Here is a 13,154-nt window from a genome sequence, read left to right as displayed (position 1 = left end):
AGGACGTCGCCCACACCGTGACGTCGCACGACGTCGCGCCGGCAGGAGACGCCCATGGACCTCGCGGACATTCGAAGCGCGCCCGCCGTCACGATCGTGCCGCCCGGCCGACCGCTCGTCGGGGCCATTCGCCCGCCGGGCTCGAAGTCCATCACCAATCGCGCGCTCCTCCTCGCGGGCCTCGCCAAAGGCGAGAGCACCATCGAGGGCGCGCTCGCGAGCGACGACACCCGCCACATGGCGGAGGCGCTGCGGCGGATGGGCGTGCCGGTGACGCAGGCGGACGGCGCGGACGGCGCGACCTTCACGGTCGGCGGCACGGGCCGGCTCGCGGCGCCCGACTGCGCGCTCTTCCTCGGCAATGCCGGGACCGCCATGCGCTTCCTGACGGCGGCGGCCGCGCTCGTCGACGGCACCGTCGTGCTCGACGGCGACGCGCACATGCGAAAGCGCCCCATCGGCCCCCTCGTCGCGGCGCTCGGCGCGCTCGGCGTCGACGTGGCGGCGACGGAGGGCTGCCCGCCGGTGACCGTGCGCGGCTCGGGTCGTCTCGCGGCGCACGCGGTGACGATCGATGCCGGGCTCTCGAGCCAGTACGTCTCCGCACTCCTGATGGCGGCGGCGGGGAGCGACGCGCCCGTCACGATCTCGCTCTCGGGCACCAAGATCGGCGCGCGCGGCTACGTCGACCTGACGCTCGCCGCCATGCGCGCCTTCGGCGCCGAGGTGGTGCAGGAGGACGAGGGGCGCTGGCGTGTCGAGCCCATGGGCTACCGCGGCTGCACCTACCGCGTGGAGCCCGACGCCTCGGCCGCGACCTATCTGTGGGCGGCGGAGCGCTTGACCGGCGGCGCCATCGACCTCGGCGTCGCGCCGGGCGCCATGACCCAGCCCGACGCGAAGGCGTACGACCTCATGGCCCGCTTTCCCCGCCTGCCGCCTTTGATCGACGGCTCGCAGATGCAGGACGCGGTGCCGACGCTGGCGGCGCTCGCCGCCTTCAACGAGGGGCCGGTGCGCTTCGTCGGCATCGAGAACCTGCGCGTGAAGGAATGCGACCGCATCGCCGCCATGGCGACGGAGCTCGCCCGGGTGAAGCCGGGCCTCGCGCGCGAGGAGGGGGACGACCTCGTGGTCGAGGGCGATCCCGGGCTCGCGGCCGAGACCCGCCCTGCGCGCATCGAGACCTATTGCGATCATCGCATCGCCATGAGCATGGCGCTGGTCGGCCTGCGCGCGCCCGGCATCACCATCCTCGATCCCGGCTGCACGGCGAAGACCTATCCGCTCTACTGGCGCGACCTCGCGGCTCTCGGCGTCGATCTCGTGCCGGAATGACACGGGTGCGGCGGCGTTAGACTTTCGACGCAAGACATCGCAGCGGAAAGCGCCTTGCTTCCTGCGCATGGCAGGGGCTAGCATTGCGCACGCCCGGCCCTCGGGGGGTCGGCCGGAACCGTGCGCGCGACCGAAGGCTAAAGACAAGATCCGCTCTCTCGCGAGCGGCGGCGTCGCGCACCCACGAGAATGGGAGAACGCCTTCATGACGAAGAATGCAGGACTGCGCACGACCGCGCTCGTCGCCACCCTGGCCGCGACGGCGCTCGTCGCCGCGCCCCGCGATGCCGCCGCAGAGTTCGACAGCGTGCGCTGGCAGATCCCGATGTCCTTCGCCTCCACGCTGACGGCGCTCGGCGACACGATGCCGTGGGTGTCCGAGGCGGTGTCCGCCGTCTCCGGCGGCGAGGTGACGCTGCAGGTCATGGAGCCGGGCACGCTGATCCCGCCGCTGACGATCTTCGAGAACGCCTCGAACGGCAACATCGACGCGGGCTATTCCTGGATGGGCTACGAGCGCGGCCAGGTGCCGGCCTCGGCGCTGTTCGGCGCCACGCCCTTCGGCCTCGACAGCCCCGGCTTCATCGCCTGGATGTATTTCGGCGAGGGCGACCAGCTCCTCAAGGAGACCTTCGAGCCCTACGGCGTCTACCCGATCCTGTGCGGCTCGATCAGCCCCGAGGCCTCGGGCTGGTTCCGCAACGAGATCGCTTCGGTCTCCGACCTCCAGGGCCTCAAGTTCCGCGCCGCGGGCGTGGGCGGCGAGATCATGGAAGAGCTGCAGATGTCGGTGACGCTGCTGCCCGGCGGCGAGCTCTACCAGGCGCTGGAGACGGGCGTGCTCGACGCGACCGAGTTCTCGCTGCCGACGGTTGACGAGCAGCTCGGCTTCTTCCAGGTGGCGAAGTACTATTACCTGCCCGGCTGGCACCAGCCGTCGACGAACCAGTTCCTGTACGTCAATATCGACGCCTGGAACGACCTCAACGACCAGACGAAGGCGCTCATCGAGACGACCTGCACCGCGGGCGTCACGATGGCCATGGCCAAGGCCGAGGCGCTGCAGGGCGCGGTGCTCTCCCGCTTCCAGGAGCAGGGCGTGAACCTCGTCGTGTGGTCCGACGACTTCCTCGACACGTTCTGGGAGGCGACGCAGAACGTGATGGCGCGTCTCTCCGAGGAGGATGCTCAGTTCGGCAAGGTGCACGATTCGATGCGCGCCTTCCAGCGCGAGCACGCCGAGTGGTACGCCAAGGGCTACCTGCCGCGCGACTGGGCCTTCAACAACATCGTCCAGGACCAGCAGTGAGCGGGCCGCACCGGCATCGCGAAAGGCGCTGACACGTGGCCAATCTCCACGCGCCCAAAGAGGGGGCGGCGGCCGAAGCCGCCGCCTTCTCCCTCCCGGAGACGGCGATCTCCCGCCCGATCGACGCGCTCGTGCGCAGGATCGGCGAGGCGTTCTCCTGGATCTGGGCGATCCTCATCGTCCTGATCGTGGGCAACGTCGTGCTGCGCTACGCGATCGGCACGAACTTCGTCGCGCTGGAGGAGCTGCAATGGCACCTCTACGCCATCGGCTTCATGATGGGCCTGTCCTACACGCTGCTGTACGACGGGCACGTGCGCGTCGACGTGGTGGCCGAGAAGCTGTCGCATCGCGGGCGGGCCTGGGTCGAGCTCGTGGGGCTGCTCCTCTTCCTGGCTCCGTTCGTCTACGTGGTGATCATGGACGCGATCCCGTTCGTCGAGCGGGCCTGGCGGCTCAACGAGACCTCGCCGGCACCCGGTGGGCTGCCGGCGCGCTGGGTGTCGAAGGCCGTCATCATCGTCGCCTTCGGTTTCCTGGGCCTCGCCGCGTTCTCGCGGCTGTCGCGCGTGACGGCGTTCCTGTTCGGCACGCCGCGTCCGCGCCCCGCGTCCGGCGACGCCGGACCGACCTGACCCGTTCGAATACTCACGTGGGGCCGTGAGGCCTCGGAGGCGCCGCGCGTGCTCGAAACCTACGAGTTCCTGGTCATCGCGATGATGGGTTCCTTCATCGCCCTGATCTTCACCGGATTCCCCATCGCGTGGCTGCTGGGCGGCATCGCCGTGATCTTCGCGGTGGGCTGCATCCTGCTCAACGAGTATTTCGACGTCGACACCTACTTCCTGACGAACTTCCGCATCTTCGGCATCATCGTGCAGCGCATCTACGCGCAGATGTCGAACTGGGTGCTCGTCGCCCTGCCGATGTTCATCTTCATGGGCCTGATGCTCGAGCGCTCGGGCGTCGCCGACAAGCTGATGGTGAACTTCGTCAAGCTCTTCGGCCGCTATCGCGGCGGGCTCGCCATGGGCGTGATCCTCATCGGCATCCTGCTCGCGGCCTCCACCGGCATCGTCGGCGCCTCGGTGACGCTGCTCGCGATGCTCGCCATGCCGGTGATGCTCGCGCAGAACTACTCGAAGGCCTTCGCCTCGGGCGTCGTCGCCTCGGCGGGCACGCTCGGCATCCTGATCCCGCCCTCCGTCATGCTCATCCTGATGGCGGACCAGCTCTCGCTGTCGGTGGGCGAGCTGTTCATGGGCGCGCTCATCCCCGGCGTGCTGCTCGGCCTGTGCTACATGGCCTACGCCATCATCGGCGCGCAGATCATGCCGCGCATGGCGCCGGCTCCCAAGAATCTCGAGCCGTTGTCGCCGGGGCTCGTGCGCGACACGCTGATCGCCGTCTTCCCGCCGATCCTGCTCATCGTCGCCGTGCTCGGCTCGATCTTCTTCGGCATCGCGACGCCCACGGAGGCGTCGGGCGTGGGTGCCGCCGGCGCGACGCTGCTCGCGATGGCGAACCGGCGCTTCTCCTTCGCCGTGCTGCGGGACGTCTGCTACAAGACGACGCTCACCACCGCCTTCATCTTCGGCATCTTCCTGGGCGCGACCGCCTTCGCGGTCGTGCTGCGCCAGCTCGGCGGCGACGAGTTCATCGCCCACATGCTCAACTCGATCCCGTTCCCGCCGGGCGGAATCGTGCTCGTGATCCTCTTCATCGCCTTCCTCGCCGGCTTCTTCCTCGACTGGCTCGAGATCACGCTGATCCTGCTGCCGCTCGTCGGGCCGGTCGTGGTGGGGCTCGGCTTCGAGCTCGTCTGGTTCGTGGTCCTGTTCGCGGTGACGCTGCAGACCTCGTTCCTGACGCCACCGGTGGGATTCTCGCTCTTCTACCTGAAGGGCGTCGTTCCACCCGAGGTGAAGACCACCGATATCTACAAGGGCGTCATACCCTTCGTCCTGATCCAGGTGCTGGTCGTCGCCATGGTCTTCGCCTGGGAGCCGCTCGTCCTGTGGTTGCCCGGCCAGATGTACGGTGGCTGAGGAGGCCCGCTCGGCTCCCGGGTGCGCGCCGATTGGGCGTTGACCTTGGGAAACATCCGTATCATAGGCAGGGCGCATGCGGGCTTGCGCGATTGCGCACGGCCCGGACAACGCTCGCCGGCAAGGTGCGGGCGAGCGAGGGAACGACGCGCGAAGCCGCGTCGCGGGGGAGGGATGCCGTGCATGTCGTCGCGGGGTTGATGCGCGCGTTGAGCGGGGTGAACCGCGTCGTGGGCAACGTGTTCGCCTGGTTGGCGCTCGCCATCGTGCTGGTCTGCTTCACCGTCGTCGTGCAGCGCTACGCCTTCTCGACGACGCAGGTCTGGATGCAGGACCTCTACGTCTGGCTCAACGGGGCGATGTTCACGGCGGTCGCCGGCTTCGCGCTCCTGCGCGACGACCACGTGCGCGTCGACATCTTCTACCGCCCCGCCACGCTGCGGACGAAGGCGCTGATCGACATGATCGGCGTCGTGATCTTCATCGTCCCCTATTGCTGGGTGATCTATTCCTACGGCATGCCCTACGTGCAGCGCTCCTGGCGGCTCTACGAGGCCTCGCCGAACGTCGGCGGCATGCCCGGCTTCTTCGTGCTCAAGAGCTTCATCCTCCTCTTCGGCCTGCTGATCCTCCTCCAGGGCATCGCCATGATCGCGCGCAGCGTGCTCATCCTCGGCGGGCGCGAGGATCTCGTCCCCGAGAACCTGCGCTACGGCCACGGCAAGGAGTAAGCCGGCATGGATCCCGTCCTCCTCGGCGAGATTCTCGCCGGCTCGATGTTCTTCGGCATCATCGGCCTGCTCATGCTGGGCTTTCCCGTCGCGTTCACGCTGGCGGGCGTCTCGCTCATCTTCGGCCTCGTCGGCATGTCGCTGGGCGTATTCGACCCGTCGAACTACGCGGCGCTGCCCTCGCGCTACATCGGCTTCATGACGAACGAGGTGCTCGTCGCGGTGCCCTTGTTCATCTTCATGGGCGTCATGCTCGAGCGCTCGGGCATCGCCGAGCAATTGCTGCTGACGATGGGCAAGCTGTTCGGCAACCTGCGCGGCGGGCTCGGCATCTCGGTCGTCATCGTCGGTGCGCTGCTCGCGGCCTCCACCGGCGTCGTCGGTGCCACCGTCGTGACGATGGGGCTGATCTCGCTGCCGGCGATGATGCGCGCGGGCTACGACCCGCGGCTCGCCTGCGGCGTCATCTGCGCGTCCGGCACGCTCGGGCAGATCATCCCGCCCTCGACGGTGCTCATCTTCATGGGCGACATGCTCGCGGGCATCAATTCTCAGGTGCAGATGGCGAAGGGCAACTTCGCCCCCGCGCCCGTCTCCGTGGGCGACCTCTTCGCCGGCGCCTTCTTCCCCGGCCTGCTGCTCGTCGGCCTCTACCTGCTTTGGATGGTGATCAAGGCCTTCATCTCCCCGCAGAGCTGTCCGGCGACGCCGGTGCCCCCCGAGGAGAAGCAGCATCTCGGCCGCGAGGTCGTTACGGCCCTCGTCCCGCCGCTCCTCCTCATCATCGCGGTTCTCGGCTCGATCCTCGGCGGCATCGCCACGCCCACCGAGGCGGCCTCCGTCGGCGCCGTCGGCGCGACGATCCTCGCGGGGCTGCGCCTGAAGCTCTCGGCGCAGACCTTCAAGGACGTGGTGATCTCCACGGCGACGATCACCTCGATGATCTTCATCATCCTGTTCGGCGCCTCGGTCTTCTCCATCGTCTTCCGCCTGATGGGCGGCGATGCGCTCGTGCACGATCTCCTGTCGGGCCTGCCCGGCGGCGTCGTCGGTGCGGTCATCGCGGTCATGGCGATGATGTTCGTGCTTGGCTTCATCCTCGACACGTTCGAGATCATCTTCATCGTCCTGCCGATCACGGCGCCGGTTCTGCTCAACCTCGACGTCAGCCCCGTCTGGCTCGGCGTCATCGTCGGCATGAACCTGCAGACGTCCTTCCTCACCCCGCCCTTCGGCTTCGCGTTGTTCTACCTGCGCGGCGTCGCGCCCTCGAAGGTGACGACGGGCATGATCTACCAGGGCGTGGTGCCCTTCGTGGTCCTGCAGGTCGTGGCGCTGGTGCTGCTGTTCCTGTTCCCGGAGATCGCCACGTGGCTGCCGCGGGTGCTCTACAGCTGAGCATCGCGGGGCCGCCGGTCGCGCGCGAAAAGAAGAACGCCCGGGTCGCGGAGGGCGACCCGGGCGTCTCGCTCGATCTCGGATCGAGCTCTCCCGTTCAGGAATGAGGTGGCCGGCAGGAAGCGGTCATGAGGAGGCCATTATCCGCTTCCTGACCGGCCTTGCCCTGCGAAAACCCAGGAGATGCGGCGGACCTGGACATCGAGGGCGTCTGTTTGGGAGGGGCCGGGGCCGCCTCGCCGTTGGTGGTCACCCTACAGGAACCCCCGTGCGGCGCAACAGCGGATGCGACGTCGCGCTCCTTCATTCTTCGTAAAGGTTAAGATGCGCGAGGACGCCCGCATCGGCGCGTCGCGAGCGGCCCTCAGGCGGCCGACGCGACGACGCGATTGCGGCCCTCTTCCTTCGCCCTGTAGAGCGCGAGGTCGGCGCGCTTCAGAAGATCCGCGGGGCTGCGGTCCTCGACCATGCGCGCGGAGACGCCGATCGATACGGTCACCGGGATGGAGCGCGTACCCTGATGGATGGCGAAGGGCTCGCTCTCGATGCGGTCGCAGATGCGCTGCGCCACGGCGCGGGCGCCCTCGAGCCCGGTATCGGGCACGACGACGACCATCTCCTCGCCGCCGAAGCGGGCGACGACGTCGATGCCGCGCGTCTGCGAGCGGATGCGGGTCGCGAACTCGCGCAGCACCTCGTCGCCGGCGTCGTGGCCGTAGGTGTCGTTGACGGACTTGAAGCGGTCGATGTCGAGGACGAGCACCGAGAGCGGGCGCGCCCTGAGGCTCGCCTCGTCGAAGAGCGCGGCGAGATGGCTGTCGAGGTAGCGGCGATTGTGCAGCCCCGTCAGCGCGTCGGTGACGGCGAGCTCGAGGGAGACCTGGACGCTCTCGCGCAGGCGCTCGGCGAAGCGCTTGCGCCGCACCTGCGTGCGCACGCGCGCCACGAGCTCGTTGCGATCGACGGGGCGCACGAGGAAATCGTGCACGCCGATGTCGAGGCCGCGCAGGATCCGCGCCCGGTCCTCGCTCTCGGCGATCATCAGGACGGCGAGGTCGCGGGTGCGCTCGAGCGAGCGCAGCTGCGAGCACAGGCGCAAGCCGTCGAATTCCTGCAGGTCGAGGGAGACGAGCACCGTGTCGTAGGCCCCCTCCGCGGCGCGAATCAGCGCCTGGTGCGGATCGGGCTCGATGTCCACGCGGTGGAGCTGGGAGAGCGTCGCGCCGAGGCGCTCGTAGGACGAGCGGCGATCGTCGACGACGAGGATCTTGGCGTTCTGCCCGTCCTCCGCCGCGGCGGCGGCGAGGGGATCGCCCACGAGCCCGTATTCGCGCGACGCCATGGCGCGGGTGCGCAGCTCGTCGGTGACGGACTTGAGCCGCACCAGCGAGCGCACCCGCGCGAAGAGCGCCGCGTCGTCCACCGGCTTCGTCAGGAAGTCGTCCGCGCCCGCGTCGAGACCCTTGAGCCGGTCGCTCGGCTGGTCGAGGGCGGTGACCATGACGACGGGCAGGTGCGCCGTCGTCGGCGCGTTCTTGAGCCGGCGACAGACCTCGAACCCGTCCATCCCCGGCATCATCACGTCGAGGAGGACGATGTCGGCGAGGCCCTGCTCGCAGACGGCGAGGGCGTCGGGGCCGTTCATGGCGGTGACGACGTCGAAGTACTCGGCCGAGAGCTTGGCCTCGAGCAGCTTCACGTTCGGGAAGATGTCGTCGACGACGAGGACGCGGGCTGTCATCGGTGGCTCGTCTCCTCAGGCTGCGCCGACATAGGTGCGAACCGTCTCGAGGAACTTCGCCACCGAGATCGGCTTCGAGAGATAGGCCTCGCACCCGCCTTCGCGGATGCGCTCCTCGTCTCCCTTCATGGCGAAGGCAGTTACGGCGACGACCGGGATGAGTTTCAGGTCGTCGTCCTCCTTGAGCCATTTCGTCACCTCGAGGCCGGAGACCTCGGGCAGCTGGATGTCCATGAGGATGAGGTCCGGCCGGTGGCTGCGGGCGAGCTCCATCGCCTCGAACCCGCTCGCGGTCTTCAGCGTGGAATAGCCGTGCGCCTCGAGCAGGTCGTTGAAGAGCTTCATGTTGAGCTCGTTGTCCTCGACGATGAGCACCGTCTTCTTCATCCTCGACCTCTCGGGGCGCGAGCCCTGCGGGCACGCCCGCCGCTTGCGTTTGATCGGATGGGTCCTTGTACCGTACACCTATTGACGAATGGTCAAATCGAAAGCGTCTCAGGTGAGAACCGAACGTCGCCTAACAAATATGAATCCCGCTCGCGCCGAGGAGATCGCGGTCGCCGCGCTCGGGCTGATCGCGGCCGACGAGGAGCGGCTCGCGCGCTTCCTCGCGCTCACCGGGCTCGATCCCGCCGGCCTGCGTGAAGCGGCGGGCGAGCCCGGCTTCCTCGCCGCGATCCTCGACCACGTCGTCGCCGAGGAGGAGCTTCTCCTCGCGGTGGCCGAGGCGTCGGACGAGAGCCCGGAGGCGGTGGCGCGGGCGCAGATGCTGCTCTCGCCCCCCGCCTTCGACGCCTGAGGGAGGACCCGCCATGGCGGCCGCGGTCGCCCTGTGCCGCGATTGCCTCGCGCTCTCGGCGCCCGCGATGGGCGGGCGTCCGCGTTGCCGCGCCTGCGGCTCGCCGAGGATCGTCTCCCATCCCGAGCTCACGGCGCTGTCCATCGCCCATGTCGATTGCGACGCCTTCTTCGCGACCATCGAGAAGCGCGACGACCCCTCCCTCGCCGACAAGCCGGTGATCATCGGCGGCGGGCGGCGCGGCGTCGTCTCCACCTGCTGCTACGTCGCGCGGACCTACGGCGTGCGCTCGGCCATGCCCATGTTCAAGGCGCTCGACGCCTGCCCCGACGCCGTGGTGATTCGCCCGAACATGGCGAAATACGTCGCCGTCGGGCGCGAGGTCCGCGCCATGATGCGCGACCTGACGCCGCTCGTCGAGCCGCTCTCCATCGACGAGGCCTTCCTCGATCTCTCCGGAACGCAGCGCCTGCACGGCGCCGCGCCCGCCGTGACGCTGGCGCGCTTCGCGCGGCGCGTCGAGCGGGAGATCGGCATCACGGTCTCGGTGGGGCTCGCGCCCAACAAGTTCCTGGCCAAGATCGCCTCGGACCTCGACAAGCCCCGCGGCTTCGCGGTGATCGGCGCGGCCGAGGCGGCCGCCTTCCTGGCGGACCGGCCGGTGGGCATCCTGCCGGGCATCGGCGCGGTCGCCGAGAAGAAGCTCGCGCAGGCGGGCTTCGCCAAGGTCGGGCAGATCGCCCGCGCGGACCCCGCCCGCCTCGTCGCGGTCGCCGGGCGCGACGGGCTTCGGCTCAAGGCGCTCGCGGAGGGGCGCGACACGCGGCGCGTCGAGCCCGTGCGCGAGACGAAGAGCGTGTCCGCCGAGACCACGTTCGAGCACGACATCGCCGCGCTCGCCGACCTCGAGCCCATCCTCTGGCGCCTCGCCGAGAAGCTCGCCGCGCGCCTGGCTGCGGAGGGCTACGCCACGCGCAGCGTCGTCCTCAAGCTCAAGACGACCGACTTCAAGCTGCGCACCCGCACGCTCTCGGGCCTGCCGCCCACGGGGCTCGCGACCCGGCTCTACGAGGCCGGGCGGCGCCTGCTCGCCGAGGAATGCGACGGCACGCCCTTCCGCCTACTGGGCATCGGCGCGGGCGATCTGTGCGATCCCGCGCTCGCCGACCGCGGCGACCTCGCCGATCCGGATGCGCCCCGCGAGAAGAGCCGCGCCGACGCCATCGCGGCCCTGCGCAAGCGCTTCGGCGACGCCGCCGTGCAGCGGGGGATCGTGCTGCGCAAGGGTGGGTGAAATCTCCCCGCAGGGGAGGTGGGCCGCGTGAGCGGACCGGAGGAGGCGAATGCCCCGAAAAACGGTCCGCCCCCACCCGCTGCGTCACCCCTTCCGCTTGCGGCAATACAGCTCCAGCCTGTGGCGGACCACCTCGTAGCCGAGCTCGGCCGCGATCTCCGCCTGCAGCTTCTCGATGCGCTCGTTGTGGAACTCGAGCACGTCGCCGGTCTCGATGTCGATGATGTGGTCGTGGTGCGGCGCGTCCGCCGGCTCGAAGCGGGCGGGGGCGCCCTCGAAGGCGTGGCGGTGGACGACGTTCTGCTGCTCCAGAACCGACAGCGTCCGGTAGACCGTCGAGAGCGAGACCGACGCGTCGATATCCTGCGCCCGGCGGTGGAGCTCGGTGGCGTCGGGGTGGTCCTCCGCGCGCGAGAGAACCTCGATCAAGGCCGCGCGTTGGCGTGTGATGCGCACGCCCTTGGCGCGCAGGGCGTCTTCCAGCTCCCGCGCGCGATCCTCGATCAGGCCCTCGGAATCACGTGTCGTCATCCGCGGCACGCTAGCCAAGTGCGACGCATTTGCAAGAGCCAGATGCAAATGGATCGCAAGAGCGTTGACAGATGCAAATCATTCCCATATGCGTTTAGGGAGAGCGGCGCACCGGCCGCGGACGACGGCGAGGGAGGTGTGGGGATGACGGTGACGAAGCGGAGCGTTCTCGGGCTCGCGGCATGCGTCGCGGCCGGCATCGCGGCGGCGGGGCTCGTCGGGCCGCAGCCGGCCCGCGCCCAGGCGGAGGCGCCCGTCGAGGTCGTGGCGACCACCGGCATGATCGCCGACGCGGCGCGCGCGGTGGGCGGCGATCTCGTCGAGGTCACGGCGCTGATGGGCGCTGGAATCGATCCGCACGCCTACCGCCAGACCCGCACCGACATCCTGGCGCTCGCCAATGCCGATCTCGTCGTCTGGAACGGCCTCTACCTCGAGGCGCAGATGGAGGAGTTCCTCCTCGATCTCGCCGATCGCGGGCCGGTCGTCGCGGTGGCGGAGGCGCTGCCCGAGGATCGCCTCGTCGCGCACGACGATTACGAGGGACGCTTCGACCCGCACGTGTGGATGGATCCGCGCCTCTGGTCGGGCGTCGTCGAGGCGGTGCGCGACGCGCTCGTCTCGGTCGCGCCCGAGCACGAGGCGGCCTTCGCGGCCAATGCCGAGGCCCATCTCGCCGACATCGCGCGTCTCGCGGACTATGCCGACGGCGTCCTCGCCTCCGTGCCGGAGGGGAGCCGCGTGCTGCTCTCGGCGCACGACGCCTTCAACTATTTCGGGCGCGCCTACGGCTTCGAGGTGCTCGGCATCCAGGGCATCTCCACGGAGAGCGAGGCGGGCCTCGCGCGAATGGAGGAGCTCGTCGATCTCCTCGTGTCGCGCGACATCGGCGCGATCTTCGTGGAGAGCTCGGTCTCGGATCGCAACATCCGGGCGCTGATCGAGGGCGCCGCCGCCCGCGGGCACGAGGTCGTCGTCGGCGGCGAGCTCTTCTCCGACGCCATGGGCGAACCGGGGACCTACGAAGGCACGTATATCGGGATGATCGACCACAACGCGACGACCATCGCCCGCGCGCTCGGCGGCGAGGCTCCGGAGCGTGGCATGGACGGCCGCCTCGCGGCCGGGACGTGAAGGACACGATGACGATGCAGCAGGGCGAGGTTCGCCTCGCGACCGATGGCGGTCGGGCCATGAGCCCGACCGTTCCCGTGGACAGCCCCTTCGCAGTGCAGGAGATGACAGTCTCCTACGGGGAGAAGCCCGTCGTCTTCAACGTCGACTTCACAGCCCCGCCGGAGAGCATGGTGGCCATCGTCGGGCCCAACGGGGCGGGCAAGTCGAGCCTGCTCAAGGCGGCGCTCGGCATCGTGCCCTCGATCTCGGGGCGCGTCACCGTCTTCGGCGAGCCGCTGGCGACGGCGCGCCGGCGCATCGCCTACGTGCCCCAGCGCGCGAGCGTGGACTGGGACTTCCCCACCCGCGTGATCGACGTGGTGCTGATGGGGATGTATCGCGAGCTCGGCCTCCTCAAGCTCGTGCGCCGCCCCCATCGCGAGCGCGCCATGGCCTGCCTCGCGCGTGTCGGCATGGCGGATTTCGCCGATCGGCAGATCGGGCAGCTCTCCGGCGGGCAGCAGCAGCGCGTCTTCCTCGCCCGCGCGCTGGCGCAGGGCGCCGACCTGTATCTCCTCGACGAGCCCTTCGCCGGCGTCGACGCCGCGACCGAGAAGGCCATCATCGACGTGCTCAAGAGCCTCAAGGCCGAGCGCAAGACGGTGATCGCCGTCCACCACGACCTCGCGACGGTCGCGGACTATTTCGACCACCTGCTGCTCATCAACGTGCGCAAGATCGCCGACGGGCCGGTCGCCACCACCTTCACCGCCCAGAACCTGCAGGCGACCTACGGCGGGCGGCTCGCCACCGCGCATATCGACCAGCTCCAGCTCGCGAGCGGCTGAG

The 13,154-nt window shown here is 69.4% G+C and carries 13 protein-coding genes; 10 read left to right on the top strand and 3 right to left on the bottom strand.

Annotated features, from left to right (window positions below; genetic code table 11):
* The first annotated feature begins 69 nt into the window (after window positions 1-69).
* The 6 genes from IEX89_RS22710 (at window position 70) to IEX89_RS22685 (ending at window position 6,824) form a co-directional block, all read left to right on the top strand.
* Window positions 70-1,338 (top strand): 3-phosphoshikimate 1-carboxyvinyltransferase, encoded by a 1,269-nt coding sequence (locus IEX89_RS22710; protein WP_373290634.1) that lies wholly within the window; start codon window positions 70-72, stop codon window positions 1,336-1,338.
* Between the two features lie 205 nt (window positions 1,339-1,543).
* Window positions 1,544-2,647 carry a TRAP transporter substrate-binding protein gene (locus IEX89_RS22705; protein ID WP_188915566.1) on the top strand — a complete coding sequence of 368 codons (1,104 nt, stop codon included), beginning with the start codon at window positions 1,544-1,546 and terminating at the stop codon, window positions 2,645-2,647.
* A 35-nt stretch (window positions 2,648-2,682) separates the two neighbouring features.
* Entirely contained in the window at window positions 2,683-3,282 is a 600-nt protein-coding gene (locus IEX89_RS22700; RefSeq protein WP_188915565.1) for a TRAP transporter small permease subunit, read from the top strand.
* Between the two features lie 48 nt (window positions 3,283-3,330).
* Window positions 3,331-4,695: a TRAP transporter large permease gene (locus tag IEX89_RS22695; protein ID WP_244645658.1), complete on the top strand. Its 1,365-nt coding sequence runs from the start codon at window positions 3,331-3,333 to the stop codon at window positions 4,693-4,695.
* A 179-nt stretch (window positions 4,696-4,874) separates the two neighbouring features.
* Window positions 4,875-5,426, top strand: coding sequence for a TRAP transporter small permease subunit (locus IEX89_RS22690; protein WP_188915564.1), 552 nt, complete (start codon window positions 4,875-4,877; stop codon window positions 5,424-5,426).
* 6 nt (window positions 5,427-5,432) lie between these two features.
* Window positions 5,433-6,824 (top strand): TRAP transporter large permease, encoded by a 1,392-nt coding sequence (locus tag IEX89_RS22685; protein ID WP_188915563.1) that lies wholly within the window; start codon window positions 5,433-5,435, stop codon window positions 6,822-6,824.
* A 364-nt stretch (window positions 6,825-7,188) separates the two neighbouring features.
* Here IEX89_RS22685 and IEX89_RS22680 read toward each other — a convergent pair whose 3' ends face one another.
* Both IEX89_RS22680 and IEX89_RS22675 read right to left on the bottom strand, forming a co-directional pair.
* Entirely contained in the window at window positions 7,189-8,565 is a 1,377-nt protein-coding gene (locus tag IEX89_RS22680) for a PleD family two-component system response regulator (protein WP_188915562.1), read from the bottom strand.
* A gap of 15 nt (window positions 8,566-8,580) precedes the next feature.
* Window positions 8,581-8,952 (bottom strand): response regulator, encoded by a 372-nt coding sequence (locus IEX89_RS22675; protein WP_188915561.1) that lies wholly within the window; start codon window positions 8,950-8,952, stop codon window positions 8,581-8,583.
* A 139-nt stretch (window positions 8,953-9,091) separates the two neighbouring features.
* On the opposite strand from IEX89_RS22675, the gene IEX89_RS22670 reads away from it, so the two are divergent.
* Both IEX89_RS22670 and IEX89_RS22665 read left to right on the top strand, forming a co-directional pair.
* Window positions 9,092-9,364, top strand: coding sequence for a DUF3572 domain-containing protein (locus IEX89_RS22670; RefSeq protein ID WP_188915560.1), 273 nt, complete (start codon window positions 9,092-9,094; stop codon window positions 9,362-9,364).
* 13 nt (window positions 9,365-9,377) lie between these two features.
* Window positions 9,378-10,658: a DNA polymerase IV gene (locus IEX89_RS22665; protein ID WP_188915559.1), complete on the top strand. Its 1,281-nt coding sequence runs from the start codon at window positions 9,378-9,380 to the stop codon at window positions 10,656-10,658.
* Window positions 10,659-10,742: 84 nt separating this feature from the next.
* Here IEX89_RS22665 and IEX89_RS22660 read toward each other — a convergent pair whose 3' ends face one another.
* Window positions 10,743-11,189, bottom strand: coding sequence for a Fur family transcriptional regulator (locus IEX89_RS22660; RefSeq protein WP_188915558.1), 447 nt, complete (start codon window positions 11,187-11,189; stop codon window positions 10,743-10,745).
* A gap of 144 nt (window positions 11,190-11,333) precedes the next feature.
* On the opposite strand from IEX89_RS22660, the gene IEX89_RS22655 reads away from it, so the two are divergent.
* Together IEX89_RS22655 and IEX89_RS22650 are read left to right on the top strand one after the other, a co-directional pair.
* Window positions 11,334-12,323 (top strand): metal ABC transporter solute-binding protein, Zn/Mn family, encoded by a 990-nt coding sequence (locus IEX89_RS22655; protein ID WP_188915557.1) that lies wholly within the window; start codon window positions 11,334-11,336, stop codon window positions 12,321-12,323.
* 8 nt (window positions 12,324-12,331) lie between these two features.
* Window positions 12,332-13,153 carry a metal ABC transporter ATP-binding protein gene (locus tag IEX89_RS22650; RefSeq protein WP_280513932.1) on the top strand — a complete coding sequence of 274 codons (822 nt, stop codon included), beginning with the start codon at window positions 12,332-12,334 and terminating at the stop codon, window positions 13,151-13,153.
* Window position 13,154: the final 1 nt, after the last annotated feature.

Source organism: Salinarimonas ramus, assembly GCF_014645695.1.
Taxonomy (GTDB): Bacteria; Pseudomonadota; Alphaproteobacteria; order Rhizobiales; family Beijerinckiaceae; genus Salinarimonas; species Salinarimonas ramus.
The sequence above is the reverse complement of the archived record's forward strand: the minus strand, read 5'-3'. Positions and strand labels throughout refer to the sequence as shown.